Origin of the sequence: Marisediminitalea lipolytica, from assembly GCF_001758465.1 — a bacterium.
Classification (GTDB): Bacteria; Pseudomonadota; Gammaproteobacteria; order Enterobacterales; family Alteromonadaceae; genus Alteromonas; species Alteromonas lipolytica.
The window spans coordinates 289645-305013 of sequence record NZ_MJIC01000015.1 but is presented as its reverse complement, the minus strand read 5'-3'; the positions used below and the strand labels follow the sequence as shown (position 1 = coordinate 305013).

At 50.0% G+C, this 15369-nt stretch carries 16 protein-coding genes; 6 read left to right on the top strand and 10 right to left on the bottom strand.

The window, feature by feature from the left end; all coding sequences use genetic code 11:
• Nucleotides 1-2: 2 nt before the first annotated feature.
• Both yjjX and yrfG read right to left on the bottom strand, forming a co-directional pair.
• Nucleotides 3-533 carry an inosine/xanthosine triphosphatase gene (gene yjjX / locus BFC17_RS15880; RefSeq protein WP_070177470.1) on the bottom strand — a complete coding sequence of 177 codons (531 nt, stop codon included), beginning with the start codon at nucleotides 531-533 and terminating at the stop codon, nucleotides 3-5.
• Between the two features lie 14 nt (nucleotides 534-547).
• Nucleotides 548-1234, bottom strand: coding sequence for a GMP/IMP nucleotidase (gene yrfG, locus BFC17_RS15875; protein ID WP_070177469.1), 687 nt, complete (start codon nucleotides 1232-1234; stop codon nucleotides 548-550).
• A 68-nt stretch (nucleotides 1235-1302) separates the two neighbouring features.
• On the opposite strand from yrfG, the gene nudE reads away from it, so the two are divergent.
• The 4 genes from nudE to BFC17_RS15855 all read left to right on the top strand — a co-directional run bounded on the left by nudE (nucleotide 1303) and on the right by BFC17_RS15855 (nucleotide 3616).
• Nucleotides 1303-1875, top strand: a complete 573-nt coding sequence (gene nudE, locus BFC17_RS15870) for an ADP compounds hydrolase NudE (RefSeq protein WP_070177468.1) — start codon at nucleotides 1303-1305, stop codon at nucleotides 1873-1875.
• Nucleotides 1868-2686, top strand: coding sequence for a 3'(2'),5'-bisphosphate nucleotidase CysQ (gene cysQ / locus BFC17_RS15865; protein WP_070177467.1), 819 nt, complete (start codon nucleotides 1868-1870; stop codon nucleotides 2684-2686). Before nudE ends, cysQ begins: the two co-directional genes overlap by 8 nt.
• Nucleotides 2687-2701: 15 nt before the next feature.
• Nucleotides 2702-3271: a YceI family protein gene (locus tag BFC17_RS15860; protein WP_070177466.1), complete on the top strand. Its 570-nt coding sequence runs from the start codon at nucleotides 2702-2704 to the stop codon at nucleotides 3269-3271.
• A gap of 123 nt (nucleotides 3272-3394) precedes the next feature.
• Nucleotides 3395-3616, top strand: coding sequence for a VF530 family protein (locus BFC17_RS15855; protein ID WP_070177958.1), 222 nt, complete (start codon nucleotides 3395-3397; stop codon nucleotides 3614-3616).
• Between the two features lie 142 nt (nucleotides 3617-3758).
• Here BFC17_RS15855 and mdoH read toward each other — a convergent pair whose 3' ends face one another.
• Both mdoH and BFC17_RS15845 read right to left on the bottom strand, forming a co-directional pair.
• Entirely contained in the window at nucleotides 3759-5726 is a 1968-nt protein-coding gene (mdoH, locus tag BFC17_RS15850; RefSeq protein ID WP_139142106.1) for a glucans biosynthesis glucosyltransferase MdoH, read from the bottom strand.
• On the bottom strand, nucleotides 5707-7338 hold the full coding sequence (locus BFC17_RS15845; RefSeq protein ID WP_229680924.1) for an OpgD/OpgG family glucan biosynthesis protein: 1632 nt from the start codon (nucleotides 7336-7338) through the stop codon (nucleotides 5707-5709). Before BFC17_RS15845 ends, mdoH begins: the two co-directional genes overlap by 20 nt.
• 402 nt (nucleotides 7339-7740) lie before the next feature.
• Between BFC17_RS15845 and BFC17_RS15840 the strand changes: the two genes are divergently transcribed.
• Nucleotides 7741-8289, top strand: a complete 549-nt coding sequence (locus BFC17_RS15840) for an outer membrane beta-barrel protein (protein ID WP_070177465.1) — start codon at nucleotides 7741-7743, stop codon at nucleotides 8287-8289.
• 113 nt (nucleotides 8290-8402) lie between these two features.
• On the opposite strand, the gene BFC17_RS15835 is transcribed toward BFC17_RS15840, so the two are convergent.
• The 6 genes from BFC17_RS15835 to BFC17_RS15810 form a co-directional block, all read right to left on the bottom strand.
• The gene (locus tag BFC17_RS15835; protein ID WP_083271778.1) at nucleotides 8403-9788 is read right to left on the bottom strand and encodes a M16 family metallopeptidase; all 1386 of its coding nucleotides are present in this window, start codon (nucleotides 9786-9788) and stop codon (nucleotides 8403-8405) included.
• Nucleotides 9789-9790: 2 nt separating this feature from the next.
• The gene (locus BFC17_RS15830; RefSeq protein ID WP_070177463.1) at nucleotides 9791-11260 is read right to left on the bottom strand and encodes a M16 family metallopeptidase; all 1470 of its coding nucleotides are present in this window, start codon (nucleotides 11258-11260) and stop codon (nucleotides 9791-9793) included.
• Nucleotides 11261-11425: 165 nt separating this feature from the next.
• Nucleotides 11426-11653, bottom strand: a complete 228-nt coding sequence (locus tag BFC17_RS15825) for a YheU family protein (RefSeq protein WP_070177462.1) — start codon at nucleotides 11651-11653, stop codon at nucleotides 11426-11428.
• Nucleotides 11650-12675, bottom strand: coding sequence for a hydrolase (locus BFC17_RS15820; RefSeq protein ID WP_070177461.1), 1026 nt, complete (start codon nucleotides 12673-12675; stop codon nucleotides 11650-11652). The genes BFC17_RS15825 and BFC17_RS15820 overlap by 4 nt, the downstream gene beginning before the upstream one ends.
• On the bottom strand, nucleotides 12672-13142 hold the full coding sequence (locus BFC17_RS15815; protein ID WP_070177460.1) for a TIGR02444 family protein: 471 nt from the start codon (nucleotides 13140-13142) through the stop codon (nucleotides 12672-12674). Before BFC17_RS15815 ends, BFC17_RS15820 begins: the two co-directional genes overlap by 4 nt.
• Nucleotides 13126-15039 carry an ATP-binding cassette domain-containing protein gene (locus BFC17_RS15810; RefSeq protein WP_070177459.1) on the bottom strand — a complete coding sequence of 638 codons (1914 nt, stop codon included), beginning with the start codon at nucleotides 15037-15039 and terminating at the stop codon, nucleotides 13126-13128. Before BFC17_RS15810 ends, BFC17_RS15815 begins: the two co-directional genes overlap by 17 nt.
• Nucleotides 15040-15163: 124 nt before the next feature.
• On the opposite strand from BFC17_RS15810, the gene BFC17_RS15805 reads away from it, so the two are divergent.
• Entirely contained in the window at nucleotides 15164-15367 is a 204-nt protein-coding gene (locus BFC17_RS15805; RefSeq protein WP_070177458.1) for a YheV family putative zinc ribbon protein, read from the top strand.
• Nucleotides 15368-15369 lie beyond the last annotated feature (2 nt).

Genomic DNA, 15369 nt, shown 5'->3' with positions numbered 1-15369 from the left:
TTTTAACGGTTAAACAGGGCTGGGTGATTAAATCTGGCCATGGCCAGAATAATAGCCAGTTCGTAAACACTTTGCCGGGTGGCCAGATGATTGGTGAGCAATCCGATGGCACCGCCTTTTTGTTTAATGTTGTCAGTATTAAACAGTCGGTCCATCACATCCCCAAGCTCCTCGCCAGCGGTTAATGCCGCATAAACCGAGCCGGGTAACGGCAGGTTAGTACTGCGTCCTACCGACCATTGTTCGCCATTACAGATAGCGATATACGCAAAGGTGGCAGGGCCATCGGTAAAATTATCCACGCCGCCTTCAATAGCCACATACCAATCGGCCTGATGCGCCGCCAGGCAGGCTTTAACCCGGTTTACTGCGCCTAGTCGCGTTTCGGCTTCGGTCATGGGTTGGTCAGCCACCAGACTGGGCGCATCCACACCGGTAACGTCCAGACTGACGTCTTCGCCAAGTACTTTTTGTAGTGCCACCCGACTGGCATTAACCTTCACCGGATTTTTTGAGCCCACGATGATTTTCATACTGATTTGTCCGTTTATCCGTTAGCGCAAGGTGTACTGATGATTTCATCAACCAGCGTGCGATAATCACTGATGGCGGGGAAGTCTTCAATCTCCCTTTCAGGCTGCTTGCTATCGGGGTTTTTGACTGCCAGCACATGCTTGATGCCAAACTCCCTGGCCGCCTGCAGAATGGTCAGGCTGTCATCAACAAACAGGGTGGTGGCTGGATCAAAGCCTAATCTGGCCTGCAAGGCCCGCCACAGATCCTGTGATTCCTTAGTGACACCAAATTCGTGGGTCGAGATGAGCGTATCGATATGATTATCCAGTTTGGTGTGCTCAACCTTTAGCGACAGACTATCGGGATGGGCGTTAGTCACCAAAACCACTTCACGCCCACTCTCATGCAATGCATCTAAAAAGGGCAGTGTATCGTCCCGCATGGCGATCAGGTGCTCAATCTCCCGCTTGGCCGCCACAATATCCATATCCAGGTGCCTGGCCCAGTAATCCAGGCAGTACCATTCTATGCGGCCGCTGACACGCGCATAGTGCTCATGCATTTCCTGGCGACAGGACGCTATCGGGCGGCCTGATCGCTCGGCCAGCTTTTGCGGCAGATGCTCCAGCCAGAACTGATTATCAAAATGGAGGTCCAGTAAGGTGCCGTCCATATCCAGTAAGACGGTATTGATTTCTTTCCAGGGCAGAAATGGCAAGCGCTTTTCCTCTAAATACGTTAATCTTAAGTTTGAGAATATGATAACGAAAGACTGACCCAAACAACATGAGCAATATCGATAAGGACAAAACGTTACCGCAAATCCATCAGCGCGAAATCGTGGCGGAGAGTCGCTTTTTCAGGGTGGAGCGTGTCGACCTGGAGTTTACCAACGGTGCAACACGTCAGTTTGAACGCATGGCCGGCTACAGCCGTGGGGCGGTAATGATTGTTGCGGTGCAGGATGGTGATTTTCTGTTGGTCAGAGAATATGCCGCTGGCACCCATACCTACGAACTGGGTTTCCCTAAGGGACTTATCGATCAGGGCGAAAGCATCGTCGAAGCCGCCAATCGCGAACTAAAAGAAGAAGCGGGCTTTGGCGCTAAAGTGCTGGACCCCATTCACAAGGTTAACATGGCGCCAACCTTCTTTAGCGCTCAAATGAATATCGTGATGGCCCGGGACCTGTATCCGGAAAGTCTGCCAGGCGACGAACCAGAGCCACTGGAACTGGTGCGCTGGCCCATTGCAAAGGCCGACGAGTTGCTCGCTCGCGAAGATTTCATTGAAGCGCGCTGTATTGCTGCGCTGTTTCTTGCTCAAAAGTGGTTAAAGGAGCATCCTGACTATGTCTGATAAATCTGATCATGATTTGCTACAACTCGCCAAAGACGCTGCGCTGGCAGCGGGCGAAGCCATCATGCGCTTATACGATATAGGTGATTTTGAAAGTTATCAAAAAGATGATGAATCCCCCGTTACCAGCGCAGACTACAAAGCTAACGAAATCATCACCGATTTGCTGCTTAAGCACACGCCGGACATTCCTATTTTATCGGAAGAAACCAAGCATGCCAGCCTGGAAGAACGCAAAACCTGGAAACGTTACTGGTTAATAGACCCCATTGACGGCACGCAGGAATTTATCGCACGCAGCGGCGACTTTGCCGTTAATATCGCGCTGATTGAGGACAACAAGCCTAAGATAGGGGTGATTTTCTGGCCGCCCGGACAAAGCTTGTATTATGCCCTGGCAGGACACGGTGCGTTTAAAGAGTCACCGGAAGCCAGCGGTCCGATTAGCGTACGAAAACTGGATGATCCCCATAACAGCGTTGTGATACTGGCCATCAGCCGTCGCCAGCCACGTGAGCGGGTTATCTCTAAATTGTGTGCGAAGCGGGTATACCAGACACTGCCTCTGGGCAGTTGTTCGCTGAAGTCCTGTTTTATTGCTGAAGGCAAGGCAGACGTATTTATGCGTTTAGGCGTTACAGGTGAGTGGGACACCGGCGCATCACAATGTATTGTGTCGGAGGCTGGCGGCACTATCTATGCTGCTGATTTTGAACCACTTAGCTACAACCAACGTAACACACTTGAGAACCCTGACTTTATCGTGTTGGGCGATCAAAATGTGCCGTGGCGGGACATCATTCAATATTAGGGAGTAAGTGTTTCTATGCTTAAACAATCGTTAGTTCTTCTTAGCAGTTTACTGGTAGCGCCGGCGTTTGCCGACTGGACAGTCGATCCTGCACAATCCAGCCTGCATTTTATGTCGACCAAGAATGCCCAGGTAACCGAAGTGCATTCATTCGACAAGCTGTCTGGCTCTGTGTCTGAAAGCGGCAGGCTGATGATTGAAGTACCACTTAGCTCAGTAAACACCAACATTCCTATTCGTAACACCCGAATGCAGGAAAAGTTGTTTAATGTTGCCGAGTTCCCGGCAGCGACGTTTTCAGCTGACATTCCGGCAGACCTGATGAATCTGAAAGCCGGTACCAGCACCACGGCAAAAGTCGACGGCACCCTGTCACTGCATGGTGTGGAAGCACCGGTAAGCTTTAACGTAAGTGTTAGTAAAGTGTCTGCAGATACTATGGTAGTAAGTACTGTATCTCCCACTTTAATTGGCGCGGAAACCTTCGGTTTAACTGCTGGCCTGGATATGCTGCAAAACATCGCGGGTCTTAAGAGCATTACTCAGACCTCACCGGTCACCTTCTCGGTAACCTTTGAAATGTAAGCAGTGCTTTACTGAATTCGAAAAGGAGCAGATAACTGCTCCTTTTTTGTTTGAGCTTAAGGCTTTTCAGGCCATCAGGTACAGGCGATAATGCCCCCCTATTACCGAAACAGGGCACCCACAGTGAACCAACAACCGAATAATCCGTTACACGGCCTGACGCTGGAAAAGATCCTTACACGTCTCCAGCAACACTATGGTTGGGATGGGCTGTATCAGCATGTCAGGGTCAATTGCTTTAGTAACGACCCGTCGATTAAGTCTTCATTGAAGTTCTTACGTAAAACCCAATGGGCCAGGGATAAGGTTGAGTCACTGTATATTGATACGTTTAGTGAAAGTTAACGCTGTTATCAATATTGAGCGCTGTAGCCGTTGTTTTGCTACAAAAGATAACTGTGGCCGAGGTTCTGGTAAAAGACTTAATCAACACTTTCGCTTCTTCTAAACCCAAAAGCCGTCATTAGACGGCTTTTTGGATGTGTAATCAGGCAGCCTCAGCGGCCAGGCTATCCCTGGGTGCCGGTTCAGCACTGAAATCCTGAATAATCATGGGCCTCCAGCTGCTTTCTGGTAGTCCCGGAACCTGAGCATTGCGACTTTCAGCTTCGCTTTGCTCGATATTTGCCATGCCGATGCGTACCCGTTTTAAGGCGCGACATTCTTTTAATTCATCGTGAATCACAAAGATACCGCCACGCATGGCTGCGCGACCCAGACTCAGGCTTGAAGTAATCCGGATAATCGGTGCCGCCAACACCAGACCAGTTAGCACTGGTAGCAACCACATAAACAAAGCAGGTGTGTAGATAAAAGTTGCTGCCCCCCAGGCAAGAGCTACCAGCGTAGCTACCTTTGAACGGTTCAGGGCAACTAACCAGGGCACCATGCTGCCTTCGCGCGCCTGTGCTTCCCACTTAACCGAAATCCCGGCGAAGACGCTAATGACAAAGTAGCTGTGATAGAACATCATCAGTGGCGCAATAATGATCGCCATAGCCAGTTCAAGTACACCGCCCTTGATCAAGCGCCATGCACCACCAAACTCTTCACGACGTTGTATTAACGCCAGAATTAGCCCCAGTACTTTAGGCATGAACAGCAACGCTGCGGTGCCCCACATGGTGGCCACCATTAACCCCTGGCGGGCTATCTGCCAGTCCGGGAATAATTGATATTCGGCGCTGAAAAACTCCACCGGAGTAAGGGCGCGATACAGCGCGTCAGCCGTACCGAAAGCCAACACCAGCAGTAACAACAGTGATGAAATATACGCAAAAGCACCAAAAACAAAGTGCAGGCGGCTGGTCGCCTTTAAGCCTTTAACGCCCAGCAGACCTAAATGCTGAATATTCCCCTGCACCCAACGGCGGTCACGGGTGGCATATTCAATCATATTAGAAGGCACTTCTTCATAGCTGCCGGTAGTATCGGTTAACAGGTAAGCCTGCCAGCCAGCGCGGCGCAACAACGCGGCCTCGACAAAGTCATGACTTAAAATATCCCCACCAAAGGGCTCTTTACCTTCCAGCGTTGGCAAGCCGCAGTGCTGCATAAACGGCTCCACGCGGATAATGGCATTATGGCCCCAGTAGTTAGCGCTGTCGGTTTGCCAAAAAGATAAACCAGTTGCCAGCATCGGGCTGTAAAGGTGCGCGGCAAACTGCACAAAACGGGCGAAAAACGTATGCTGGCGCACCGGCATCGGAATAGTCTGAATCAGCGCGGTATTCGGGTTCTGCTCAATCCGATAGGCCAAATCACTCATGCGCTCGCCAGACATTATGCTATCGGCATCCAGCACAATCATGGCTTCGTAGCGACTACCCCAACGCTGACAGAAATCCGCCAGATTACCCACTTTACGGCCGGTGTTTTTCTCACGACGACGGTAGAACACCTGGTTGCTTTTATCGCCTAGACGAGCGGTTAATGCTTCCCAGGCTGCAAGCTCAGCCTCTGCCATATCAGGCTTTGTGGTGTCACTGAGCATGTAAAAGTCGAACTGCTTACCGTTTTCGGTATCCAGTAATTCACGAACACAGGCTTCAAAACCCACCATAATGCGGCGGGTGTCTTCGTTGTACACCGGCATCACCACTGCATGACGCTGCTTTAGCGGTGCTTGCGTATCCGGCGCGGGTAACGCTTTACGCAAACTTAATGGGTCAATATTAAAAAGCTTTAATACAAAGCCAATGGCGGCTGTCCAGAACGACATCGACAGCCACAGAAACAGCAGCATACTTAATGCTAACTGGGCAATTTCCATTTCGGTTAAACGATTTGGCTTAAAGATTTCGTACAAGCTCCATCCGGCCAGCGCCGCGGTGGGCAAGACCAAAACAGCCATAATGGTTAATCGTACGCCTGCTCCCCAGGTCTGCAACGCTGATGTTGCTGCCCCAGTACTACCCTCAGCGTTCGAGTGAGTGTTATTTTGCATGATAGACATAGTTCCATACCTCACTGACACGTTGATTTTCCTGATGAATATAAAGACGCATATCCGCTGGCAGATTGCCTTGCGGCGTTAGCAAAAATGTAGCGCGAAGTAACTTACCGCCAGCAATCGGAAATACACGGGCTTGCTGAATTTGCCCCTGACTGGTGGTAATGGTGAGATTTAGCATGTCCGGTGCAATGCGCATTCCCTCTGGTACAGCAAAGTCCAGTGCGAAACGGCGGGTATGTGACTGTTGTGGCTTTTCACCGGGCAGCACTGTGGCACCCTGGCGTGTGCGAACTACCGTGGCCAGTTCGCTTTCGCGAGCACCTGTTACCGTTTCCAGCTGGTAGGCAAAATAACGACTTTCGCCGGCCAGAAAAGGTTCTTCTGGTACCCAGTACGCCACAATATTATCGTGAGTTTCGGACTTGGTTGGAATTTCTACCACTTCCAGACGTCCCTGAGCAAAACCTGCCTGCGGCGTTACCCACAAGCCCGGACGCAAATGATAATTAGCCTCGCCATCAAGATAGCTGCCAAAATCCGTGTCCCGCTGCAGCACGCCAAAGCCTTGCGGGGCGCTGTCGCTCATAGACGTAATTTGTAGCTGGCTTGGGTTAGTGAGTACTCGCCATATTTGTTCGCCGCTGTCGGTAATCATAGCGACGCCGTCACTGTCGTGTACTTCGGGGCGGTAATCATCAGGTACCACAGCCGTATTTTCACCATACAAAAACATACTGGTAAACGGTGCTATGCCGAGCTTATTAACGTCTTCGCGGGCAAACAACCAGCTTTGTACTGTTACGCTGGTTTCATCCCCCGGCGTGATAACAAATTTATAGGCACCACTGACTGAAGGGCTCTCCAGACGGGCATAAATCATCATCGGCTCGCCGTCTCGCGGCTCGATTAACCAGAACTTAGTAAAATGCGGGAATTCTTCACCCTCGGGCAGGCCGGTATCAATGGCCAGGCCACGGGCAGAAATGCCATAAACATGCTCTTTGCCAATCAGACGAAAATAAGATGCGCCTAAGAAGACCGCAAACTCGTCTTTGTATTGTTGATTTTTGATTGGGAAATGAACACGAAAGCCGGCATAGCCGTTCTCGTCTGAGGTTTCGGCGGCCATTGGCGCAGCGTCACCGTCGTAGCGAAAAGCATCACGCGCAAAAGGCAGGCGTGCTGGCTGGTTATCAGCACCTATAGTGTAAATCGTTACCGGCTGTTGGTAGAGAAAGCCGGGATGGAAAAACTGCACTTCGTAAGGGTTCTGACCGCGCCATAAGCTCTTGTCGGCTTTAAATCGAATTGCACGGTAGGTTTGGTACTTCATTTCTTTTAATGCATCAGACAGCTCATGATCGTCAGTCTGATAGGCTTGTGTCGCAGACTGACGTGCATCTTCAATAACGCTGTTTAATATGGGCGCAGATTCAGGTGGCAGGTTATTAGCAGACACTTCTTCGGCGTGGGTCACTGCCGCACCGCACAGCATAAGAATGGCGCAGGCAAAAGCCCTTACCGAATAAATCATCGTTCGTTCACTGAATACCGGCGCGCCAGCTGATACAGCAGCCAGTACACGCGGAAAAATTTGCTTGGTTGGTGGCATTGCTATCTCCATTTGATTCAAAGCAGCCAGAAAAACTACAGTGACTAGAGCAAAAGCCGATCCAACCTTATTAATTTGCACGCAAATTAATTTTATCTCTTTATTTATCAGTAGGTTAAATTGGTTAAATTACCTTTTTGCTGTTTGATAATTATCACCCACGCAATAAAACTTATACTTTAGTTCAATTAAGTGTTGGTAATTTGCAACACATTTCCCCGGTCATACTTAAAAGCATCTGGCAAAACATGTTCAAAACAGCTTGGTGTTAACGCCAGAAAATATTCTATCTAATTGTTTATATTGAATTTATTAACTTATTTTTAACTATTTTCTCCAATCTGGCCCAATGCTTGCGGTAGCGGTTACAGGATTTATTTTATTTTCATTAAGGAGCAACCAATGAAAGCAACTTCAATAATCGCCCTTACTGCATTATCAGCAGCCTTTATCTCAGTACCTGCAATGGCCGACACGCCAGACTGGCGCTATGTAGAAGGGGGTTACCTGAGCTATGACGGCGATGGTGGCTTTGATCCGGATGGTTTACAGGTTAACGGCAAGTATTTACTCGATCCAAATATCTATGTGAATGGCGAATTCGGCTGGGCCGAGACCGGCAACATCGATTTCACGACTTTGACTATTGGTGGCGGTTACCGCTTCCCATTGAATAATACGACTGATGCCTACGTCGGGGCTAACTTCGAGCGTATCGATGCGGATTTTTATGATGACAACGGCTACAGCCTGAATGCCGGTGTGCGCAGCATGCTAACGCCAGAGCTGGAAGTAAATGGTGAGTTGGGTTATCTCGACCTGGACGACGGTGACGTCACCCTGAAAGCGGGTGCGTATTATTACTTCAACCCGCAATTTGCAGTGGGCGCCAGCTATGAATTTCTCGACGATGCGGACGTGTTTCAAGTGTCAGCACGTTATGCTTTCTAAGTAAAAGTTAGTGCTCTGTCTACAGGGACGTGGCGGGGCTTTTTATACCTCAGAAGTAAAATGCCGGATGTGGGATCCGGCATTTTTTATTGGCTCAGGTTAAGCATTTTTTCCTAGTGGTAGGCCTTAAGCGCCTCTACCTCTTTTAGCTGCGGCATAACGGTTGCAGTATCGCCCACTACCGTTAAATGCATTTTGCCCGCGTCGAGATACTTTTTAGCCGTTTCACTGACCTGCTCAGGCGTTACCCCATACACGTTTTGCACATAGTTCTGCAGATAAGACTTATCCAGCCCGTGTAGTTCCAGGAATGCCAGCTGTGAGATAATGGCACTGCGCGAAGAGTTACGCAGGACAAAAATACCTGCCATGTAATTTTGTACGCCTTTTAGTTCCTCTTCAGCAGGGGCTTCATCAGACAACAAAGCAATTTCCTTGAAGATTTCCATTAAGGATGCACCGGTTGCTTCTGCGGTAACATCAGCGCCTTCATACCACACGGCACTGCCAACCCGGTCAACTACAGCTGAACGGGGTGAGTAGGTATAACCCTTATCTTCCCGAATATTAGAGGTAATTCGGCTGGAGAACGCCCCGCCCAACAGGGTATTCATCACGCTGAGTTTAGTGTAATCAGGATGGGTGGCATCCACCGCCGCCAGGCCAAGGCGTAATGTAGATTGCGGCGCGCCTGTACGCTCAATGATTTCCAGTGTAGGGCCGGGGTTGGTCAGCACGGTTTTAGCAGAACGCTCAGCGCCTTGCTGCCAGTCGGCAAAAGCAGCCTTAACCGCTTTACTCACCGCAGCCTGATCAAATACCCCGGACACATACAGGTGGCTGCGATTAGGTACCAGGTTGCTGCTGATAAAGGTCTTTGTATCATTAACCGTTACCGCCGCCAGACTTTCAGCCGTAGGGAATAAACGACCATAGGGATGATTGCCATACAGCGACTGGTAAAATGCCTCGGTAGCAATGGCGGAAGGATCAGATTTTTGCACGGCCAATTCACGCTGACTATCGGTTTTCAGACGCGCTAAATCCGCTTCATTAAAACTGGCGTTCATTACCATGTCTGCCAGCACGGCTACAGCGTCACCGGTAAATTCGCCCAAAACGTCCATGCCAATAAAGCTGGAGTCCATACCCACACTGGTGGCTATCTCGCCGCCCATACTGGCCACAGCTTCTGCCAGTGCCTTAGCTGACTGATTGGCCGTGCCCTGGCGCAGCATGTCAAAACTCAAATCAGCTAACCACACCTGTTCGCCATCATCAATATTGCCGGTATTGGTTACCAGACGCACGGTTGCCTTTGGCGTTTTGCCATAAGGAATAAAGGTGACTTTCAGGCCGTTATCCAGGGTTATTTCCTGGGTGGCAGGCACAGTAAATTCACCCGGCGTGCCGCCAGCGGGTGGTAGCTCTTTCGCAGCGGCCGAAAATGACAGTACCGCTAACAAGGATGAGGCAATGATGGTTTGCATTAATTTCATTGTTATTCTCCCTGTGCCTGAGATGCATCAGCCGGTGCTTCGCCCGGCGTTACCGTTAGGATGGTGCGATTAGTAGGGCGCAGATACTCGTTTACCGTTTTGATAATCAGCTCTGGCGTTACCTGTTTAAAGTTGGCTTCCAACTCGTTGATCTTCTGTGGTTTATCATCAAACAAGGCAAAACTGGCGAGCAAATCGGCACGACCGAAGCCATAGAGTGAATCAATCGAATCAAACAGACTCGATCGGATCTTAACGATTGCCCGTGACATTTCTTCTTCACTAAGCGGTTGTTCCGACAGTTGATTGATCACCGAATCAATCGCCCCGGTAATGGCTTCGCGACTAACGGTGTCGTCGTGGGTAAAGGAGCTCATCCACAACATTGGGCCGTTGTAATTAAACATATTTCCCAGCAGATAGTTAATTCCACCACCCACACTGCCGGTAATTTGTTTGTTCTTTACCAGTTCCTGATACAACAGGCTGTCTTCACCCTGCACCAGGATCTGGTCGATGATCCCCATGGCATAATATTCAGGTGTGTCACGGGGCGGCATTTTATACGCAAAGGCATAAGCCGGTTTGGGCGCCAGTTTGTCGTACTTGTTAAAGACCTTTTCTTTTTCCTGACGCAGCTCAGACAAATCCGGCTGTGGCGCAATCTCGGCCGCTGGAATACTGCCAAAATACTTTTCGATCATGGCTTTGGCTTCGGCGATATCAATATCACCCACTACCGCTAACGCAGCATTGTTGGGGGCGTAATACATGTCAAAGAAGGCATCGACATCTTCCAGGTTAGCGGCGTCGAGATCCGCCAGATCACCATAAAAGTTGTGGGCGTTGTACCAATTGCTAAACGCGTATTGCGGCATATCCAGCCACGGGAAACCGCCATAGGGCTGGTTAAGCACGTTAACCTTCACCTCGTTTTTCACCACGCCTTGTTGGTTAGCGAGGTTATCCTGGGTAATCGCCAGGCCTTTCATACGGTCGGCTTCTGCCCATAAAAAGGTTTCAAGTTTGTGGGCCGGCACAATTTCGAAGTAGTTGGTAAAATCGAAACGGGTAGAGCCATTCAGCACACCACCGTTATCATTAACCAACTGGATAAATTCCATTTTGCCCAGGTTTTCGGAGCCCTGGAACATCATGTGTTCAAACAGGTGGGCAAAACCCGTGCGGTCTTTAGGCTCATTACGAAAACCGATATTGTAGTAAACGGCAACGGTCACGGTAGGCGCGGTGTCGTCTTTTGAAAGCACCACTTTCAAACCGTTATCCAGTTTGAAATATTCAACAGGCACGTTGTAGCCCACATTCATGTTTACGCCAGCAGCGGCGTCGGCAATCTTCTGGGCGTCGGGCATGGCAGCACTGCTTTGTTGCGCGTCTGGCTGCGCTGGCTGACCACAACCAAACAACATCACAGACATAACGCCCGCAGCGATAACGGAGAGTTTTCTCATAGTATTCTCGAGTGTCGTTAGGGTTAATAATTATCGAAAAGCGGCCTGCTAACTCAAGGCTCGTCCCTGTTGTTATAGTCACCCAGCATGCGCGTTGCAGAAAGATTGGTCAACACTCTGAAATACTTTGAAAAGATTTTGCTCTCTTCGCGAATGCTATAACGATTATTCGGCGTTCGCCTGATAACTGTCGGTTGGGCGAATATCCACGGTTTCATGAAGTTCGGAATACACCAGGATGGCCTCGCCGCTTTTTAATTTGGCTATTACCTGTTCCACCTTGTCTTCAAAGGTAGCTTCTATTTCGCCGTAATCAGTACCTTCCCGCAGCACAAATTCTTTGGCGATGTTTTCCAGGGTATCAGGTGCCAGTTCGTCGATGGGAATAATCATGAGGACTCCGAAGTAACGGGTAAAAAGTCTTTAAAATAGCGCAGTACGCGCTGATGTAACCACACCTGTGGCGCTCTGGGTGTGCCATGCATAAAGCCCACGTGGCCGCCGGTTTCACTAAGCTCTACCGTAACACTGTGGGCCAGCTCTTGCTCCTGCGGGATCACCAGATGATTCATAAAGGGGTCATCCAGCGCATGCAAAATCAAGGTAGGGCAATGAATGGCTTTTAAAAAATAATAAGCACTGCACTTTTCGTAATAATCACGGGCATCGGCGTAACCATGCAGCGGTGCTGTGATGTTATCGTCAAACTGCCAGAAGGTCTGAATGTCCTTAACTTCTGCTTCGCTGATTTGCAGGATGTCGCGGTAATCAATGCGCTGCATTTTTTTAAGCAGGTTTTGCTTCATACTGCCCAGCAAATACTTTTGATAAACCTTAGAAAACCCCTGATTCACGCTGGTTGCGCATTCATCCAGCTTGAGCGGCGCAGACACCGCCACCGCCGCCTGAAGCCCAAGGCTATCAGGGTTTTCACCGAGCAGCTTAAGCAGCATATTGGCGCCTAAGGAAAAACCGATAGCGACCTTGGGAATAGCCGGATAGCGCTGATGCAACAGGTTTATAATAAAACCAGGGTCGCTGGTTTCACCAGAGTGATAGGCCCGTGGCGTTAAATTAGCCTCGCCACTGCAACCGCGAAAATGCATCAGCACCACTTGCCAGCCATTTTGACTCAGCGTGGCCATCATATCGTTAGCGTAGTGCGAATGAATAGAGCCCTCCAGGCCGTGAAACATTATCACGATACCTGTAAGTTTTGCCGGCGCGGGTCCCCAGGCCAGATCCAGAAAGTCCCCGTCAGCAGTTTTAATGCGTTCTGTGGTGTAGCGCAGCGGCAGGCGGCGCTGAATAAAGCGCGGGTAGATGGTCTGGATATGGCGATTCTTCGCCCAGCGTGGGGCGGTAAAACTGCTCTTAACAATGCGTCCGTGTGATTGGTTAGTCCGTATGGTCATGCTTTCAATACTGTATTAATTAATGTCGTTGTCTCGGTAGTAGTGGGTAGTGCCAGCCAGTGGTACAGTGATTCGATGCCCAATTGCTCAATCTCACGCTCGCCCTCAGGCTCGGGCAATCTGTGATGATATGCCTCCACCAGCGCCGCCTGTTGCGCGGCTTCAAGGCTGAGTTCGTCTTGCTTTAGCTGTTCGTAATTGCTGGTGCCTTTGGCTTTACGACGAACTTCCCGATGCGCCTGAATGGCCGCATCTGTCTGGCTTATCACGGTGTTCAGCGCATTGTTTAATGAAGGGCGAACCCGAACCTGATTGCAGTAACACCATTGATAAAACAGCAATAGATTAACGTTCACCTGATAATCATCCTGCAAGGTAAGACATGCTGAAGCCACACCAGGCTTAGCGTACACGGCTAAGCTGTGCTGCCAGAACAGTGCTGGGGTTAACTCAGGCGCTGATGTCATGGGCCTCTTTTGCCGCTTCGATTTGCTCCTGAGCATCCAGCCAAAGCATCTCTTCATCCTCTATTTGAGATTTAAGACTTGCCTGCTGATCAAGAAACTTCATTAACTCGGCCTTTTTATCTGCTTCATATAATTCTGTGCGACCCAGTTCGTTTTCAACCTTGGCCAGTGCAGCATTCAGCTTTTCCATATTCTTTTCAGACTGTTGGATTTGCTTGCGCAGATGCGCGGTGGACTGCCGGAACTCGGCTTCGCGGCGCTTTTCGGCTTTTCTGTCGACCTTGGTTTTGTCGTCCGTTGTTGTTTCTACCGATGACTTGTCGTCACTTTGCTGGGCCAGGATCCAATCGCGGTAATCGTCCAGATCACCATTAAATGGCGCAACCTGACCACTGTCGACCAGATAAAACTCTTCACATACCGCTGATAATAAGAAACGGTCGTGCGACACCAGTACCATGGCCCCTTCAAACCCTTGCAGCGCCATATTAAGGGCATGACGCATTTCTAAATCAAGGTGGTTGGTCGGTTCATCGAGCAGCAACAGGTTAGGCTTTTGATACACAATCAGCGCCAGCACCAGCCGCGCTTTCTCTCCGCCCGACATAGGTGCTACCGGCCCGGTAGCCTCATCGCCATGAAAACCAAAGCCGCCCAGGAAATCCCGGTGCTGCTGTTCGGTAGCTTTGCTGTCCAGTCGCTGTAAATGCAGTAAGGCCGAGGCCTGTGGATCCAGATACTCCAGTTGATGCTGAGCAAAGTAGCCCACGTTCAGGCCTTTAGCGGTGGTAAACATCCCGGTTTTCGGCTCGTGTACACCAGCCAGTAATTTAATCAGGGTAGACTTACCCTGACCGTTGCGGCCCAGTAAACCAATGCGGCTGCCCGGCACCAGATTCAGTTTTACCTGCTCTAGCACAATATGATCGCCATAACCCAACATCACCTTTTCCATCTGAATTAACGGGTTAGGCAGTGCCGTGGGCGCTTTAAATTCAAAGCTGAACTGGCTGGCATGGTGCGCAGGCAGCAGCGTTTCCATGCGCTCTAGTTGCTTGATGCGGCTCTGTGCCTGCTTGGCTTTACTCGCCTTGGCTTTAAAGCGGGTAATAAAGGATTCCAGGTGGGCGATTTTGTCCTGCTGCTTGCGATATTCGATATCCTGCAAGCGCAGGCGCTCAGCACGCTGCGTTTCGTAGCTGGAGTAGTTGCCGGTGTAGGCAACAAGCTTTTGCTGTTCCACGCTGACAATCTGCGCCACGGTGTTATCAATAAAGGCTTTATCGTGAGAAATCAGCAACAGCGTGCCCTGATAACGTTGTAACCAGCGCTCAAGCCATATTACGGCGTCTAAATCGAGGTGGTTGGTGGGTTCGTCGAGCAGCAGTAAATCAGACGGGCATAACAACGCCTGCGCCAGGTTTAACCGCATACGCCAGCCACCGGAAAAATCGGTCACCGGCGAGTTCAGCTGGCTTTGAGAAAAGCCTAAACCGGCCAGAATGGTCGCCGCCCGGGCTTCCACATCGTAAGCCCCCGCCTGGGCCAGCAAGTCGTGATACTTGCCGATATTCTCGCCGTGATGCGCCTCTTCGGCCTCACTGAGTTTTTGCTGCAAGCCGCGCAAATAGGTATCACCGTCGATCACGTAGTCGATGGCACTGCGCTGAACCGCGGGGGTTTCCTGCGCTACGCTGACAATGCGCCAGTCTGATGGAACCTTGCAATCACCGGCATCAACGCTCAGTTCACCACGTAACAGGGCAAACAGGCTTGATTTGCCACACCCATTGCTGCCGATTAAAGCAACCTTATGGCCGGGAAACACCTGAGCCGATGCGCCATCAAGCAACACTTTGCTGCCGCGTAACAATGTGACGTCGGATAACTGGATCATAAAACTGCGAATACCTGTGATTGTGATAACATAGTCTGGCTGCGTAGTTTACCAGAAGCTCAACGAGCGATCTTCATTTGCGCGCAGTGCGTAACTACCTTAATTATTCACAACGGTCTGCAACATGAGTCAACGCCAACGAAAACGCTTTATTGCCGGAGCCACCTGCCCAGAATGCAAAGCTACCGACACCATCATGTTATTTTTTGAAAACAACGTGGAAAAACTTACCTGCGTGGAGTGCGGTTATGCCGAGTCACAGCCCCAGGAAAAGGTAAAAGAAGCCAGTAAGAACGCTAATGTTATCGGCGTTTTTAAGCCTGAATAACC

Excerpts from the sequence above, each read along its gene's own strand:
- yjjX (WP_070177470.1), bottom strand. The coding sequence starts at position 533 with ATGAAAATCATCGTGGGCTCAAAAAATCCGGTGAAGGTTAATGCCAGT.
- nudE (WP_070177468.1), top strand. The coding sequence starts at position 1,303 with ATGAGCAATATCGATAAGGACAAAACGTTACCGCAAATCCATCAGCGC.
- cysQ (WP_070177467.1), top strand. The coding sequence starts at position 1,868 with ATGTCTGATAAATCTGATCATGATTTGCTACAACTCGCCAAAGACGCT.
- BFC17_RS15860 (WP_070177466.1), top strand. The coding sequence starts at position 2,702 with ATGCTTAAACAATCGTTAGTTCTTCTTAGCAGTTTACTGGTAGCGCCG.
- mdoH (WP_139142106.1), bottom strand. The coding sequence starts at position 5,726 with ATGTCTATCATGCAAAATAACACTCACTCGAACGCTGAGGGTAGTACT.
- BFC17_RS15845 (WP_229680924.1), bottom strand. The coding sequence starts at position 7,338 with ATGCCACCAACCAAGCAAATTTTTCCGCGTGTACTGGCTGCTGTATCA.
- BFC17_RS15840 (WP_070177465.1), top strand. The coding sequence starts at position 7,741 with ATGAAAGCAACTTCAATAATCGCCCTTACTGCATTATCAGCAGCCTTT.
- BFC17_RS15835 (WP_083271778.1), bottom strand. The coding sequence starts at position 9,788 with ATGAAATTAATGCAAACCATCATTGCCTCATCCTTGTTAGCGGTACTG.
- BFC17_RS15830 (WP_070177463.1), bottom strand. The coding sequence starts at position 11,260 with ATGAGAAAACTCTCCGTTATCGCTGCGGGCGTTATGTCTGTGATGTTG.
- BFC17_RS15825 (WP_070177462.1), bottom strand. The coding sequence starts at position 11,653 with ATGATTATTCCCATCGACGAACTGGCACCTGATACCCTGGAAAACATC.
- BFC17_RS15820 (WP_070177461.1), bottom strand. The coding sequence starts at position 12,675 with ATGACCATACGGACTAACCAATCACACGGACGCATTGTTAAGAGCAGT.
- BFC17_RS15815 (WP_070177460.1), bottom strand. The coding sequence starts at position 13,142 with ATGACATCAGCGCCTGAGTTAACCCCAGCACTGTTCTGGCAGCACAGC.
- BFC17_RS15810 (WP_070177459.1), bottom strand. The coding sequence starts at position 15,039 with ATGATCCAGTTATCCGACGTCACATTGTTACGCGGCAGCAAAGTGTTG.
- BFC17_RS15805 (WP_070177458.1), top strand. The coding sequence starts at position 15,164 with ATGAGTCAACGCCAACGAAAACGCTTTATTGCCGGAGCCACCTGCCCA.